This window comes from Arthrobacter sp. 05T47 (genome assembly GCF_056395825.1).
The window spans coordinates 341,252-356,452 of record NZ_JBFTKG010000001.1 but is presented as its reverse complement, the minus strand read 5'-3'; the positions used below and the strand labels follow the sequence as shown (position 1 = coordinate 356,452).

Here is a 15,201-nt window from a genome sequence, read left to right as displayed (position 1 = left end):
ACGTTGAACGACTCGTTCTTCTCGGACTTCGGTACGTTCCTCACGAAGAGATCGGCGGACATCGCCGAATCCGCCACCGAGCACCTTGTGGTTGTTTTGGTTTCCCTGCTGATCGCCACGGTGGTCGGCGTCGGTATCGGAGTTCTTGTCTGGGACAAGCCCGTGAGCCGCTCGGTCGCCATTGCCGGAGCGGGCGTGGGCCTGACCATCCCGTCCATGGCCTTGCTGGCAATCCTCATTCCTGTCCTCGGACTCGGCTGGACCCCCACGGTGGTGGGCCTGGCGTTCTACGCACTGCTCCCCATTATCCGCAACACCGTGGTGGGCCTGCGTGAGGTGCCGCCCGCCGTCTCCGAATCCGCCCTCGGCATGGGCATGGGCAGGGTCAAAACCCTCTTCCGCGTCCAGCTGCCCATGGCGTGGCCCGTTGTCCTCACCGGTGTGCGCGTCTCCGCGCAGCTCTCCATGGGCATCGCCGCCATCGCGGCCTACGTGGGCGGCCCCGGCCTGGGCGAAATGATCTTCAAAGGCCTGTCCAGCCTCGGCTCCAAAAACGCCCTCAACTTCGCGATCGTCGGCACCGTCGGCGTGATCGTCCTTGCCCTCCTGCTGGATGGAGCGTTTGTGCTCATCCGCCGCCTCACTACCTCAAGGGGACTTCGTGTCTGAATCCATCTCCCGTCCGGCCGCCGGCGCCCGGATCGTCCTCACAGACGTCACCAAGACCTATCCCGGCCAGGCGGGGCCCGCCGTCGACTCCTTCTCCATGGACATCGCGCCCGGTGAACTGATCATGTTCGTGGGACCGTCAGGCTGCGGAAAAACCACCACCATGAAGATGATCAACCGCATCATCGAGCCCACCTCCGGGTCCATCACCATCGACGGCCAAGACGTCCTCTCCCTGAACCCGAACGAACTCCGACGCCGGATCGGCTACGTGATCCAGCAGATCGGGTTGTTCCCCCACATGACCATCGCCGAGAACATCGCCGTGGTCCCCAGACTGCTCGGCTGGGACAGGAACAAGACCCAGGCCCGCGTCGAAGAGCTCCTCTCCGTTGTCGAACTCGACCCCAAAACGTACGCCTCCCGTTACCCCAGGCAGCTCTCTGGCGGCCAGCAGCAGCGCGTCGGCGTGGCCCGGGCCCTCGCCGCCGATCCGCCCGTCATGCTCATGGACGAGCCCTTCGGCGCCACAGACCCCATTACCCGGGAAAAACTGCAGACCGAATTCCTTCGGCTGCAGGAAAAGCTGAGCAAAACGATTGTCTTCGTCACGCACGACTTCGATGAGGCAGTCCGGCTGGGAGACCGGATCGCGGTGCTGTCCGAACGCTCCCAGATAGAGCAGTTCGATACTCCGGCGAACATCCTGGCCAACCCCGCCAACGACTACGTCTCCCAGTTCGTTGGCCAGGGCGCGGCCCTCAAGCGCCTCGGCCTCATCCCCGTCCACCAGGCAGACCTGGGCCCGAGCGTCGCCGTCCGCGGAGCCATCGAAGTCAGCGTCAATGATTCCCTCCGCGACGCCCTGGACTCCCTGGTGCTCTCCGGCGGAACCCCCGTGGCCGTGATCAACGCGCAGGGCCGGGTGGTTGGGTCTATCGACATCGAAAGGATCTCTGCCGTTCTGGGCGCAGAGATCCTTCCACCGGCCCTTGCCGCGGGTGCCCTTGCCGGGGGAGTCCGGCCATGACAGCCCAGGCCACCCGCGACCTTTCCACGGCATTCGGAACAGCGTCCAACCGGCGCGGAAAGTACTTCTCCGTCAAACGGTTCGGCACGCCGATCGTCATCGCCGTGGCCCTCCTTGCCCTGTTCCTGTGGATTTCCTCGCTCTCGCTGGATTCCATTGAGCTGCGGACCCTGAACTGGCAGTACCTGCAGGACCGGACCTTCGAGCACCTGCGGCTGACGGTGGTGGCGTCGGCGATCGTGGCCGCCATTGCCATCCCGGCCGGCATCGCGCTCAGCCGGATCCACTCTAAAACCGTCCACGCCGTGGTCTTCGGCGTCGCCAACGTGGGCCAGTCCACGCCGGCCATCGGCCTGGTGATCCTGCTGGCCATCGTCTGGAAACTCGGCTTCGAAGTGGCGTTGGTGGGCTTGGTGGCCTACTCCGTCCTCCCTGTCCTGCGGAACACCCTGGTGGGCCTGCAGCAGGTCGATTCAAGCCTCACCGAAGCGGCCAGGGGGATGGGCATGCGCCCGCTGCAGGTCCTCGCCCGGATAGAACTGCCGCTGGCCATCCCCGTGATCGTGGCTGGACTGCGCACCGCCCTGGTCTTCTGCGTGGGGGTGGCCACCGTTGCCACCTTCATCAACGCCGGCGGGCTGGGCGACATGATCGTCAACGGCCTCAAACTTCAGCGTTGGCCGGTCCTGATCACCGGCGCCGTAGTTGTCTCCTGCATCGCCCTCACCATCGACTGGCTTGCCGGCCTCGCCGAGGACCTCCTCAAGCCCAAAGGCACCTGACCCTTGCTTCCCACCACCCCAAAGGACCCCATCATGAAGAAACCCGTTCTCGCCCTCCTGGCCACCGGCGTCGTCGCCGCACTGGGCCTCACCGCCTGCGGCGGATCCGCCTCCTCCGCCACCAGCGACGGCAAAGGCAAGGAACTGGCAGGGCTGACCGGCGTCTTCGGCGCCAAGGACTTCTCCGAGCAGTTCATCCTGTCTCACATCACCAGCCAGGTGCTCAACGCCCATGGCGCCGAAACCACCACCAACACGAGCGTGGTGGGCTCAGCCAACGTCCGCACCGCCTTTGAAACCGGTCAGTTCGCCGGCTACTGGGAGTACACCGGCACGTCCTGGATCACCTACAACAAGCAGACCACCCCGCTGAAGGACAAGCAGGAGATGTTCGACGCCGTCAAGGCCGCCGACGCCAAGAAGGGCATCGCCTGGCTGGACCCCGCACCGCTGAACAACACCTACGCCTTCGCCATCCGGGAAGACAAAGCCAAGGAACTGAACATCAAATCCCTCTCCGACGTTGCGAAACTCCCGGCGAAAGAGCAGACCTTCTGCATGGAGAGCGAATTCTCCACCCGCGACGACGGCTGGCCCGGACTGCAGAAACAGTACGGGCTCAGCCCGGAGGCGAGAGTCTCCATGCTGGACACCGGCGTCATCTACACCGCCACCCAGAAGGGCCAGGACTGCAACTTCGGCGAAGTCTTCGAAACCGACGGCCGGATCGCGGCCCTGAAACTCACGGTCATGGAGGACGACAAGCACTTCTTCCCCATCTACCAGGGCGCCCTCACCATCAAGGCTGACGTCTTGGCCAAGTACCCGGCCATCGCCGACATCATGGCCAAGGTCTCCCCGAAGCTCACCACCCAAGTCATGCAGCAGCTCAACGCCAAGGCCGACGTCGACGGAGAAGATCCGGACCAAATCGCCAAGGAATGGCTCGAATCCGAGGGACTGATCTAACCATGACCACCCAAACACAGACCGAGGGCCAGGCGCAGACGCAGCACGCGAACCAGGCAGACGTGCAGATCGGCGAATCCTTCATCGGCGACGGCGCCAACGCAGCCCACGTGAACACCGTTCTGGGCCACAGGAACGGGCCCGCCGGCACCGCCTGGGCAACGGCACTCGCCACACCCAGCGCGGGTCACGTCCCGTTCGTCACCGTCCTGCGGCCATCCCTCCCGGTCAAGCCGCTGACCCTCTTCGTCACAAAGGCGGCCCCCGCCAGCGACAGGCACGGCCTCCTGATCTGGGGCGCGGCGCAGGCAGGCATCGCTGCCGGCGTCGCCGACGCGCTGGCCGCCGGAACCGTCACCGTGGAACAGGCCGACTCACACGTAGTCATCGCGGCGGTGTGGGTCAACCCCGACGCCGACGACGAAGAAGCCGTCTACCGCAACAACCGCGAATCCGTCCGCACCGCACTCGCCAACGGTGCACACCGGCTCCCCGCCACGGCGGCTGTGATTGACGCGCGCAACTCCCCGTCCAACCCCTTCTTCACTCCGCGAGGCTGACAACAATGAAGATCACCGCAATCCGGCTGACCCGCATGGTCCTGCCCCTTGACCCTCCCTTCAGCGCGGCCTGGGACCCGGAGCCCCGGACCTCTTTCCCCGCCACCCTGGTGGAAGTGGACACCGACGAAGGCATCACCGGCGTCGGCTCCGGCGACACCATGGACGGCTTCGACGCCTACGAGCACCTGTTCATCGGCACCGACCCGATGGCCATCCTCAACCAGGTCCGCCGGATCGAAACAATCAACTTCCACGGCGGCCGCTACTGGCCCCTCGAAGCCGCACTCTGGGACATCATCGGCAAAGTAGCCGGACTCCCGGTCGCCACCCTGTTCGGCGGCGCCCGCGACAAGCTGCTGGCCTACGCCTCGTCCGGCGAACTGAAGGCACCGGCCGCCCGGGCAGAATCCGCGCTGGCGGCCAAAGACCGTGGCTTTAAGGCCATGAAGATCCGCATCGCCCGGGACCGCCTCGAAGAAGGCGTTGAGTCTGTCCGGGCCGCCCGCGAAGCCGTGGGCAGCGACTTCGACCTCATGGTGGACCTGAACCAGATGTGGCGCATGAGCGGTGACATCGAACCGGCCCTGGAACTGTCCAAAGTGCACAAACTCGCCTCCCAGCTGGCCGAACTCGACGTCCGCTGGCTGGAAGAACCCCTCCCGCAGGCCGACATCAAGGGCGCGCAGCGCGTGCGCGAACAGACCGGCATCCAGGTGTCCGGCGGCGAAATGGTCCGCAGCATGGGCGAAATGATGGCCCTGGTCGAAGCCGACGCGTACGACATCTACCAGCCCGACGTCGCCCTCGCCGTCGGCATGTACAGGGCCCGGCAGGTGGCCGAAACAGCCAACCTCAAACACCGCTTCTTCACCCCGCACACCTGGAGCAACGGCCTCGGACTGCTGGCAAACCTGCACGTGGCTGCCGGCGTGGACGCCGGACCATACCTGGAGTTCCCGTACGATCCGCCCGGGTGGACCCCGGAGCGCCGCGACTTCTTCATGGAGCCGCTGGACATCGACAGCGACGGCACGCTGCGGGTCCCGGACCTGCCGGGCCTGGGCGCCGTCATCGACTACGACGCCGTCAAGAAATACACGGTCTAAGGAACAGGCAATGACAGCAACAAAAAACGACTGGATCGCACGGGCCGCCGCCCAGCGGCCGGCCACGGGACTGTTCATCAACGGCAGTTTCCGCAGCGCACACGACGCCGGGACCTTCCCCACAGTGTCACCCCGGGACGGTTCCGTGACCGCCCACGTGGCGGCCGCAGCCGAGCAGGACGTCGACGACGCCGTGCAGGCGGCCCACCGTGCGTTCGAATCCGGGGTATGGTCGCGGACCGACCGCCGGCACCGCCAGCAGGTCCTGATCCGGCTCGCCGACCTGATCCTCGAAAATCTCGAGGAACTCGCGCTGCTCGAATCCACCGACAGCGGCCACCCGATCAGCGACGCCCTCGGCGTCGACGTCCCCAGCTGCGCCCGCACCTTCCGCTGGTACGCCGAAGCGCTGGACAAAATCTACGACGACGTCGCGCCCACCCCGCGCAACGCCCTCGCCATCATTTCCCGTGAACCGCTCGGCGTGATCGGGGCCGTGGTGCCCTGGAACTACCCGCTGATCATTACGGCGTGGAAGGTTGCCCCGGCCCTCGCCGCCGGCAACTCCGTGGTCCTCAAACCATCCGAGCAGACCAGCCTCAGCGCCCTCCGCCTGGCCGAACTGGCCAGCGAAGCCGGCGTCCCCGACGGCGTCTTCAACGTCATCCCCGGCCTTGGCGAAGTGGCCGGCGCCGCCCTGGGCCGCCACCCGCTGGTGGACAAGATCACCTTTACCGGGTCCCCGGAGGTGGGCAGGTACTTCCAGCGCTACGCCTCGGAGTCCAACGGCAAGCAAGTGGCCCTGGAACTGGGCGGAAAATCGCCCCAAGTGGTGCTGCACGACGTCGGCGACATCGCCGCCTGTGCCTCCGCCGTCGCCTGGGGAATCTTCTACAACGCCGGCCAGACCTGCCACGGCGGATCACGCCTGCTGGTGGACGAACGCGTCCACGACGAACTGCTGGAAGAGGTCATCAAAGTGGGCCGCTCGCTGCAACTGGGCGACCCGCTGGACCCCGCCACCCAGATCGGCGCAATCATCGACGACAGCCAGCTGGAAAGCATTCTGGGCTACTACAAAATCGCCGATTCCGAGGGCATCAGCGTCGCCAGCGGCGGCACCCAAGTCCGGCCGGCAGGCGTCGAAACCGGCTACTACCTCGAACCCACGGTCCTGGACAGGGTCAACAACGCCGGGCGCATCGGGCAGGAGGAAATCTTCGGACCGGTCCTGGCCGTCAGCACCTTCCGGGGCGCCGCGGAGGGCATCCGGATGGCGAACGACACCAAGTACGGCCTGGCCGCGAGCATCTGGACCCAGGACATCACCAAGGCCCACGCGGCGGCCCGCGAACTGCGGGCCGGGACCGTCTGGGTGAACACCTTCGATGTCGCCGACATCATTACCCCCTTCGGCGGCTTCAAGGAATCCGGCTTCGGCAGGGACCGCTCGCTGCACGCCCTGGATGCCTACTCGGCTTTGAAAACCACCTGGATCAACCTCGGCGATGCAGCCCTGGACGATGCCTGACTTCCTGAAACGAGACCTGATATGACTGCAACAACCCACCAGCCCTCCGTCAGCGCCCGAACCCAGCCGTTGCTGCCCGGAACCGCCCGCATCGGCTTCATCGGCCTGGGCAACATGGGCTCCGGCATGACCCGGAACCTGCAGGCGGCCGGCTTCCAGCTGATCGTCAACGACGTCCGCAAGGAATCCGCCGCGGATCTGCTCGCCAACGGCGCCGAGTGGGCGGACAGCGCCGCGGCCGTCGCCGCCGGCTCCGACGTCGTAATCACCATGCTGCCCACACCCAAACACGTCGAATCGGTGGCGATGGCTCCCGGCGGCATTCTGGACGGACTGCCCGACGGCGGCACCTGGGTGGACATGTCCACCTCCGTTCCCGATGTGGCCAACAGGGTCCGCGAGGCCGGCGCCGCCCGCGGCATCCGCGTCCTGGACGCCCCGGTCAGCGGCATGGCCGTGGGCGCCGCGAGCGGCATGCTGCAGATCTTCATTGGCGGCGAAACCGGCGACGTCGACCGGCTCCGCCCGGTCTTCGAAGCCATGGGCGACCCCGAGCGGATCCTGCACGTCGGCGGCCACGGTGCCGGCTACGCCGTGAAGCTGATGATCAACCAGCTGTGGTTCTCCCACCTTGTGGCCACGGCCGAAGTCCTGAGCACCGGCGTCAAAGCAGGTGTGGATCTCGAAGTCCTCCGCCAGGCCATCATTGCCAGCCCGGCCAACTCGAACTTCGTCCAAAACGACGTCTTGTCCATCCTCAACCACGGCGACTACGACGAGGGCTTCGCCATCGCCCTGGCCTGCAAAGACCTCGGCCTGTCGGTGGACCTGGCCCGTTCTGTGGGCGTCCCGGTGGAACTGTCCTCCCTCGTGGAACAGCTCTACCGCCGGGCCAGGGCCCTCTACGGCGATATGGCCGGCGAGATGACCCCCGTGAAACTCTACGAAGACGCCATCGGCGTGCAGCTGCGCACCGGCACCAGCGCCGCAACAGAAGGAGCCTGACATGCACACCCGACTGCAGATCCATGCCGAGCTGGCTTCCACTGAGCTGACATTGGACCCTAAACCTACCGCCTACTTCGGTCGCGGCAGGGTGGCCGAAGTCGGCGGAATTGTTGCCTCGCTGGGCGGCAAGTCCGTACTCATCGTCACCGACCCGTTCCTCGCGGGAACGGACGTTGTGGCGGCGGTCCGCACCTCCCTGGAAGCTGCCGGGCTGGCCGTCACCGTGTTCGACGGTGTCACCCCCAACCCCACCACCACCTGCGTCGACGCCGGATCCGACCTTGCTGCTTCCACCGGCGTGGACGTCCTCGTCCCGGTGGGCGGCGGGTCCTCCATGGACGCCGCCAAGGGAATATCCCTCGGCGCCGTCAACCCGGCCCGGGGCGCCGGTCTGGACTACAGCAATCACTTCGCGAACCCGGCGCTGCCCATCGTCGCCGTCCCGACGACGGCGGGCACCGGCGCCGAAGTCAACGCCTTCGGTGTGGTCACCGACGTCGACGCCCACCGCAAGTTCTACGTCGGCCACGAATCGGCCCTGCCCAAGGCCGCCGTGCTTGACCCGGAACTGACCCTGGGCCTGCCGCCTAAAGCCACTGCCGCGACGGGCATGGACGCCCTGACGCACGCCGTCGAGTCCTACTCATCCATCCGGCAGAACCCGTACTCGGACGGCATCGCGCTGCAGGTCGTGTCCATGGTCGCCGAGTTCCTGCCCCGCGCCGTCGCCGACGGAACGGATATCGAGGCCAGGTCCCAGCTGCTCCTGGCCTCCCACATCGCCGGAGTCGGGTTCTCCCACACCGGGCTGGGACTGGTTCACGCCATCGCCCACCCGCTGGGCGGCCGCTTCAACATCCCGCACGGCCTCGCTCTCTGCCTGGTCATCGAGGACGTGCTCCGGCTCAACCTGCGCAACCGCCTGGACCGGACCGCCCGGCTCGCCTTCGCCCTCGGGGTGGGGGACACCGCAGCCACCGTGGAGGCCAACGCGGAAGCGGCTGTCACCGCCGTCGCCGCCCTCGCCCGCGACGTGGGCATGACCGCGAGGCTGGCGGACTTCGGCGTCACCACGGCGGACCTCGACTCGCTCGTCGAAGACACCCTGGCCGACGCCGTCATCAACAACACCCCGGTGCCGCCCACCGCCGCCGAAATCCGCACCATCCTCGAGAAAGCGCTCTAAGTGGAAAACACCCTTGCCCCTGCCCTGGCCGAAACCGGCGTGACCGGTGCCGAGCGGGCGTTCCTCGCGACCTTGCCGACGCAGCTGTTCATCAACGGTGCGTGGACGGACGCGTCCGACGGCGCCACGTCCGCGGTGGAGGACCCCTCCACGGGCGCCACGTTGGCGTGGATCGCCGACGCGTCACCGGCGGACGGCGACCGTGCCCTCGCTGCCGCGGCCCAGGCCCAGGACTCCTGGGCCGCGACGCCGCCGCGCGAACGTGGGGAGATCCTGCGCCGTGCCTTCGACATGGTCACCGCCCGGGCCGAAGATTTCGCCCTGGCCATGACCCTGGAGATGGGAAAGCCGCTGGCCGAGTCACGCGGCGAAGTGGCCTACGGCGCCGAATTCCTGCGCTGGTTCTCCGAGGAAGCCGTGCGCGTGTCGGGCCGCTACTCCACCGCACCGGACGGCAAGTCCAGGCTTTTGGTGACCAAGCGCCCAGTCGGGCCATGCCTGTTCATCACCCCGTGGAACTTCCCGCTCGCCATGGCCACCCGCAAGATCGCCCCTGCCATCGCGGCCGGCTGCACCATGGTGCTCAAGCCCGCCAACCTGACACCGCTCACGGCATTGCTGCTGACCGACGTCTTCCGCGATGCGGGACTGCCGCCGGGTGTCCTCAACGTCATCCCCACCACCCGCCCAGGGGACGTCACCGGCCCGCTCATCCGGGACAGCCGACTGCGAAAACTTTCCTTCACCGGATCCACCGGAGTCGGCCAACAGCTCATCGCCGACTCCGCGCACCAGGTGCTGCGGACTTCGATGGAACTCGGCGGCAATGCCCCGTTCCTGGTGTTCGAGGACGCAGACCTCGACGCTGCCCTGGACGGGGCGATGCTGGCCAAGCTGCGGAACATGGGCGAGGCCTGCACGGCCGCCAACAGGTTCATCGTGCACGAATCACTGGCTCACGAGTTCAGCCAGCGCCTCGCGGAACGGATGGGCGGCCTCAAGCTGGGCCGCGGCTCGGCGGAGGGCACCAACATCGGGCCCCTGATCGATGCCAAGAGCCTGGCCAAGGTCGACGAACTCGTCCGCGACGCCGTCGCCGGGGGAGCGACGGCCCTCACCGGCGGTGCGCCCGCCGGCGGCGACGGCCACTTCTACCCGCCCACGGTCCTCACCAATGTGCCGGCCACCGCGCGGATCCTGCACGAGGAGGTCTTCGGCCCGGTGGCTCCGGTGGTCAGTTTCCGGACCGAAGCCGAGGCAATCGCGCTGGCCAACGACACCGAATACGGTCTCGTGGCCTACGCATACACGCGCGACCTCAACCGTGGCATCCGCCTCTCCGAACGCGTGGACGTGGGCATGTTCGGGTTGAACACGGGCATCGTATCCAACCCGGCGGCACCGTTCGGCGGCGTCAAGCAGTCCGGACTGGGCCGCGAAGGTGGAACCGAAGGCATCGAGGAATTCCTGGAGACACGGTACGTCGGCATCGCGGACCCCTCATGACAACCCGGTTCCGGCGTCGGAGCGGCGCCTGATGCGGATCCTCGTCACGGGCGGCACCAGCGGGATCGGTGCCGCCCTGGTCCGCGAATCCCTCCGCGCCGGACACTCCGTGTTCACCACCGGGCGCCACGCGGGACGGCTGGCTGCGTTCGTCGAGTCGTGTTCGGCGCTGGGGAACGTCCAAGGCGGGGTTGCCGACGCGGGGGACTGGGAGCAGACCCGTGGTGCGGTGGCCGATGCCGTCGACGCGATGGGAGGGCTGGACGTGGCAGTGGCCAACGCCGGGTTCTCGGCATCCGGCGATCTTGCCGACGGCGACCCGGAGCGCTGGCGGGACATGGTCCTCACCAACGTCTATGGCCCGGCAATCCTGGCCAAGGCCGCCCTGCCCCAGCTCACCGCCAACCGCGGCCACTTCGTACTGATGGGCAGCACAGCAGGCCGCAAGGTCTACCCCGGCAACCTGTACACCGCCACGAAGTGGGCAGTCACCGGCTACGCTGAATCGCTCCGTCAACAGCTTGTGGGCACCGGCGTCCGGGTCCTGCACATCGCTCCCGGCCACGTGGACACACCCCTGTGGAAGGAAGCACCCGACGCCGCCATCAAACCTGAATCAGTGGCCGGCGCCATGCTATGGGCGCTGAACCAACCGGGCGGCGTCGACATCTCCGAGGTGATGATCCGGGCGACCGGGCAGGCCTTCTAGGCGCGCGCGGCAGGCCTCTCAGGCGTTGGCAAGCTTTGACAACTCTGATATTACGAAGGTCGGAGCATCTCTCGACGTTAGGCTCGGTGACCTGCTAACCGTTCTCGACGTCGGGCCTCCGCCACACCAGCGCTAGCGGGCGTTCTCCGGCCTGCGGGAATCACCCGCGTCCCATCACTGAGAATGGTTTCCGATGACCAAAGAAAACCCCTTCGAAGCGAACTCAGGTGTCGCCTTCCCGGTCCTCTCAGCCGAGCAAATCAGACGCCTCAGGACCTACGCTGTCGTGCAAGACGTTGCCGTCGGCGACACCGTGTTCCGGGCAGGCGACGAATCATATGATCTCATCGTCATTGAGCGGGGAGCGGTGGATCTGATCCGGGCCGCCACCCACGATGCACCCGAGGAGGTCGTGGTCAGCCATGGGCCGGGCCGTTTCATAGGTGAGTTGAGCCTGCTCACCGGTCAAGCCGTGTACCTGACGGGGCTGGTGGTGCAAGCAGGACGAATTCATAGGATTCCACCGGCCCAGTTTCGTCGGCTGATGGCTGAGGACGCCGAGCTTTCCGATATTCTGTTGCGCGCCTTTCTCGCGCGGAGAGAACTCCTTCGCAGCAACGCAGCCGCCCGAGTCGTGGAGATCGTCGGTAGCCGTCTGTCCGCAGCTTCACTGGAACTGCGGACATACGCGGCGCGATTGCGACTCACCCATCTCTATTTTGAAGCTGATTCCATTGCCGGGCAGGCACTCATGCGGGCCGTGCAGGCCGAGACGGGGGACCTCCCGGTCGTTATCACTCCCGGCAACGTGATGCGCCGCGCGACTGCAAAGATCTTGGCCCGCGAACTCGGACTCTCATACCGTCGAGCGGCCGACCAAAAGGTGGATCTGGCAGTGATTGGCGCAGGCCCGGCGGGCCTTGCCGCTGCGGTCTATGGTGCATCTGAGGGGCTCGCAACTGTCTTGTTCGACGCGATCGGTCCTGGTGGACAAGCTGCGGCAAGTTCGCGAATCGAGAACTATCTCGGGTTCCCCACGGGCATAAGCGGGACTGACCTGACAGGGAAGGCGATCGTGCAGGCACTCAAGTTCGGCGCTCAGCTATCGGCACCGTGCGGGGTCACAGCACTCGACGTTGACACCGGCGTAATCCGTCTCGCGCTGACCGACGGCACCAGCCTCGAAAGCCGCGCCGTGATCATCTCCACCGGCGCCAGGTACAGGTCTCTGCCTGACGGACTGGGAGAAGTTCCAAGGCGCCGGAATCTACTACGCTGCAACTGAACTCGAAGCCAAATGGTGTGCCGGTAAGCCGGTCGCAGTTGTCGGCGGCGCGAATTCGGCCGGTCAGGCTTCGCTGTATCTCGCGTCGCGCGGAAGCGCCGTCCATCTCGTCGTTCGCGGTGCTGATCTCGCAGCTGACATGTCCCGCTATCTTGTGGACCGGCTGGCCGCCGAACCGCTGGTCTCTATCCACACCGCGACAGAGGTATCGGGCCTCCAGGGTCAAACCCACCTCGCTGCTGTTGAGATAACGGCAAGGGATTCGGGAATCCGGGCGATTGTCGAGTGCGCGGGACTCTTCTGCTTCATCGGCGCAGTTCCCGCAACCGCCTGGCTGAACGGAGTCGCGCTCGACGACGAAGGATTTATCCTGACCGACTCGGACCTGGACCTGTCGGAACTCGGTGGAAGCTGGTCGTCTCTCGGTCGACGGCCGCTGCCCTTTGAAACCAGCATCCCCGGGGTGTTCGCCGCGGGCGACGTCCGCAAGGGCTCAATGAAGCGCGTCGCCGCAGCGGTCGGAGAGGGAGCGAGCGCCGTCCAATCAGTCCATGTCTCGATCGGATTCCACGTTTAGCTCACGACCCAAACCGAGAATCGGCAGAGGGACCCCTGGAAAGTCAACCCGTCCAGGCTTCGGCCTTAGCCGGCGACAGCGAGCTGCGGTGCTCATCGGATCGCCTCCTCTCATTCCGTCGGGGATGGTCCAGCGCCAACCGGCCTGCGGGCGGCCGCGATTTCCTCGCGGAGTGCCTTCAGCGCGGAGACGTAGATTTCCGAAAACGTCGGGAACGGCTGGATCGTGTCCCTCAGCACATCGAGCGGAACGTGGGCCCGGATCGCCAGTGTCGCCTGCTGCAGCCACTCGCCGGCCTCCGGGCCGAGGGCGTACGCACCGGTCAGCCGTTCGCCGTCGCTGAGGAGGGTCAGGAAGCCATTGCTCTCGGCGTAAGCACGTGTGTAGGTCGCAGCCTTGGACACCTCGGAGACGGGGACGGTGGCGCTGAAGCGGCCGTCGACGGCGCCGACCGCCGCGGCTTGCGGGTCCGTGAAGGTGACCCGGGGAACGGCCTCGTAGTTTGCCTCCCGCGGCTCACCCAGGATGTTCGCGGCGACGACATCGCCCTGGTACTTCCCTACGTGGGTCAGCGGCCAGATCCCGGTGACGTCGCCGATCGCCCAGAGCCCGTCCGCCACGCGAAGGTGGGCATCGACCGGGACTCCGTGCGAATCTGGCTCGACGCCCACGGTCTCCAGGCCGATCGCCTGGATACGCGGGCGCCTGCCCGTGGCGACGAGCAGCCGGTCGCCGCGCAACTCGCGTTGGCCGTCGATCTCGACAACGTAGTCCCCGCGATCTCGCCGTGCCGCGGTGGAACTGGCCGCCAGCACGAGTTCGATGCCATCACCAATCAATACCTCGCCGAGGGCCTCGCCCAGCGGCGCCGGCTCCCGGCCGAGGACGTGGGCGGACCTGTCGATGATTGCCACCTCGCCACCGAATCGGCGCACGGCTTGGGCCATTTCGACGCCGACAGGGCCGCCGCCGAGGATAAGCAGGCGGCGCGGGACGGCCTTCATGGACGTCGCCTCGCGGCTGGTCCAGACGCCGTCGAGCCCGCGCAGGCCCGGGACGGGCGGCACGACGGGATCGGCGCCGTTGGCGAGGACAATGTGGCTGGCGGTGTGCCGCACGCCGTCGACCTCGACGACGCCGGGACCGGCGAGGCGGCCGGTGCCGCGGAGCAGGTCGATGCCGTTATCGGCCAGCCAGCGTTCCTGTCCGGCGTCGGAGTAATCCGAGACCATGAAGTCCCGCCAGGCCAAGGCCGCCTCGATGTCAGCCTCGGCGGTGGCGGCCGCCTGGCGTGCGGCATGGACCGCTTCACCGGGCCGCAGCAGCGTCTTGGACGGGATGCACGCCCAGTACGAGCATTCGCCGCCGACCAGTTCGCGCTCCACGACGGCGACGCGCAGGCCGCCCTCGGCGAGGGCGCCCGCGCAGTGTTCGCCGGGGGATCCGGCGCCGATCACGATCACGTCGTAGTCGCTGTTCATGTCGGCAACTCCTCCCCGGCGTGCTCGCGCACCATGTAGAGCGCGTACCAGTCGGGCCAGTCAGGGTCTTCCTGGCCTGTGAGTTCCTCGTGTTTGCCGTGTGCTTTCGCGGCCCGCCTCAGGGCTTCCGCAAGGTCGCCCGCGGATTCGTAAGTCGTGGCCATCAGATTCTCCTTTCAGCGTTGGATGCTTCAGCGGCCCGGAAGTCGGGTCTTGATCTCCTGGAGGACCCAGCCGTTGCCGTCCGGGTCGCTGAACGATGCGAACGAGCCGTAATCCCTGTGTTCGGGAGCTGGCCCGTCCACCCGCCCTTCGGTTCCGGCATGATGGAAGACGCCCGTGGCGTCGTGGAAGATCCCGCTGACTTCGACCCCGCGCGCGATGAGGTCAGTGCGGGCCTGGTCGATGTCGTACACCGCGAGGTGCAGCCCCTGGGCCGAGCCCGGCGCAGCCGAAGTGACCCCTTCGCCGAAGATGATCGAGCAGCCGGAACCTGGCGGCGTGAACTGCATCAGCCGGTAACCATCCGCGACAGCAGCTTCGGCATCGAACCGCCAGCCCAGACCCTCATAAAACCGCTTGGCCCGGTCGACGTCCGAAACCGGCACCACTACAACCTCGAGCCGGAACTCCCCGGCCTTTACCGGCGGGCTGCCGGCTGCACTTTGTTTGCTTTCCTCGACGGTACTCATCCCGGCCTCCCCTTAGGCGGGCGCGCCATGAAAGGGCGGCAGCGGACTCACTGGCGACCCGGGAAAGGCGTGCCGGCGGCGGGCACCAGGCCAATGCTGCGGGGCTT

The 15,201-nt window shown here is 66.8% G+C and carries 16 protein-coding genes; 13 read left to right on the top strand and 3 right to left on the bottom strand.

All coding sequences use genetic code 11. The annotated features are described in order from the left end of the window. The first annotated feature begins 3 nt into the window (after positions 1-3). The 13 genes from AC1DEY_RS01615 to AC1DEY_RS01555 all read left to right on the top strand — a co-directional run bounded on the left by AC1DEY_RS01615 (position 4) and on the right by AC1DEY_RS01555 (position 12,921). Complete coding sequence (locus tag AC1DEY_RS01615; RefSeq protein WP_476866479.1) at positions 4-669, top strand: ABC transporter permease; 666 nt, start codon at positions 4-6, stop codon at positions 667-669. After that, a complete protein-coding gene (locus AC1DEY_RS01610; RefSeq protein ID WP_476866478.1) occupies positions 662-1,699 on the top strand; it encodes an ABC transporter ATP-binding protein in 1,038 nt (345 codons plus the stop codon). The genes AC1DEY_RS01615 and AC1DEY_RS01610 overlap by 8 nt, the downstream gene beginning before the upstream one ends. Further along, positions 1,696-2,481 carry an ABC transporter permease gene (locus tag AC1DEY_RS01605; protein WP_476866477.1) on the top strand — a complete coding sequence of 262 codons (786 nt, stop codon included), beginning with the start codon at positions 1,696-1,698 and terminating at the stop codon, positions 2,479-2,481. Before AC1DEY_RS01610 ends, AC1DEY_RS01605 begins: the two co-directional genes overlap by 4 nt. Positions 2,482-2,514: 33 nt before the next feature. Then, entirely contained in the window at positions 2,515-3,450 is a 936-nt protein-coding gene (locus AC1DEY_RS01600; RefSeq protein ID WP_476866476.1) for a glycine betaine ABC transporter substrate-binding protein, read from the top strand. A 2-nt stretch (positions 3,451-3,452) separates the two neighbouring features. Next, complete coding sequence (gene fae, locus AC1DEY_RS01595; RefSeq protein ID WP_476866475.1) at positions 3,453-4,010, top strand: formaldehyde-activating enzyme; 558 nt, start codon at positions 3,453-3,455, stop codon at positions 4,008-4,010. Between the two features lie 5 nt (positions 4,011-4,015). After that, positions 4,016-5,119 carry a mandelate racemase/muconate lactonizing enzyme family protein gene (locus AC1DEY_RS01590; RefSeq protein WP_476866474.1) on the top strand — a complete coding sequence of 368 codons (1,104 nt, stop codon included), beginning with the start codon at positions 4,016-4,018 and terminating at the stop codon, positions 5,117-5,119. A 10-nt stretch (positions 5,120-5,129) separates the two neighbouring features. Next, complete coding sequence (locus AC1DEY_RS01585; RefSeq protein WP_476866473.1) at positions 5,130-6,650, top strand: aldehyde dehydrogenase; 1,521 nt, start codon at positions 5,130-5,132, stop codon at positions 6,648-6,650. 21 nt (positions 6,651-6,671) lie between these two features. Further along, the gene (locus tag AC1DEY_RS01580) at positions 6,672-7,655 is read left to right on the top strand and encodes an NAD(P)-dependent oxidoreductase (RefSeq protein ID WP_476866472.1); all 984 of its coding nucleotides are present in this window, start codon (positions 6,672-6,674) and stop codon (positions 7,653-7,655) included. Between the two features lies 1 nt (position 7,656). After that, a complete protein-coding gene (locus AC1DEY_RS01575; protein WP_476866471.1) occupies positions 7,657-8,844 on the top strand; it encodes an iron-containing alcohol dehydrogenase family protein in 1,188 nt (395 codons plus the stop codon). Between the two features lie 39 nt (positions 8,845-8,883). Next, positions 8,884-10,350, top strand: a complete 1,467-nt coding sequence (locus tag AC1DEY_RS01570; RefSeq protein ID WP_476866568.1) for an NAD-dependent succinate-semialdehyde dehydrogenase — start codon at positions 8,884-8,886, stop codon at positions 10,348-10,350. A gap of 31 nt (positions 10,351-10,381) precedes the next feature. After that, on the top strand, positions 10,382-11,059 hold the full coding sequence (locus tag AC1DEY_RS01565; RefSeq protein WP_476866470.1) for an SDR family oxidoreductase: 678 nt from the start codon (positions 10,382-10,384) through the stop codon (positions 11,057-11,059). A gap of 193 nt (positions 11,060-11,252) precedes the next feature. Next, positions 11,253-12,344, top strand: coding sequence for a cyclic nucleotide-binding domain-containing protein (locus AC1DEY_RS01560; RefSeq protein ID WP_476866469.1), 1,092 nt, complete (start codon positions 11,253-11,255; stop codon positions 12,342-12,344). Further along, a complete protein-coding gene (locus AC1DEY_RS01555) occupies positions 12,292-12,921 on the top strand; it encodes an NAD(P)/FAD-dependent oxidoreductase (RefSeq protein WP_476866567.1) in 630 nt (209 codons plus the stop codon). Before AC1DEY_RS01560 ends, AC1DEY_RS01555 begins: the two co-directional genes overlap by 53 nt. Positions 12,922-13,031: 110 nt before the next feature. Here the strand turns inward: AC1DEY_RS01555 and AC1DEY_RS01550 are convergent, their stop codons facing one another. The 3 genes from AC1DEY_RS01550 to AC1DEY_RS01540 are packed head-to-tail and all read right to left on the bottom strand — an operon-like array spanning position 13,032 to position 15,094. Further along, positions 13,032-14,402: a dihydrolipoyl dehydrogenase family protein gene (locus AC1DEY_RS01550; RefSeq protein ID WP_476866468.1), complete on the bottom strand. Its 1,371-nt coding sequence runs from the start codon at positions 14,400-14,402 to the stop codon at positions 13,032-13,034. After that, positions 14,399-14,566 (bottom strand): hypothetical protein, encoded by a 168-nt coding sequence (locus tag AC1DEY_RS01545; RefSeq protein WP_176803407.1) that lies wholly within the window; start codon positions 14,564-14,566, stop codon positions 14,399-14,401. The genes AC1DEY_RS01550 and AC1DEY_RS01545 overlap by 4 nt, the downstream gene beginning before the upstream one ends. Before the next feature lie 27 nt (positions 14,567-14,593). Then, positions 14,594-15,094 (bottom strand): VOC family protein, encoded by a 501-nt coding sequence (locus tag AC1DEY_RS01540; protein ID WP_476866467.1) that lies wholly within the window; start codon positions 15,092-15,094, stop codon positions 14,594-14,596. Between the last annotated feature and the right edge of the window lie 107 nt (positions 15,095-15,201).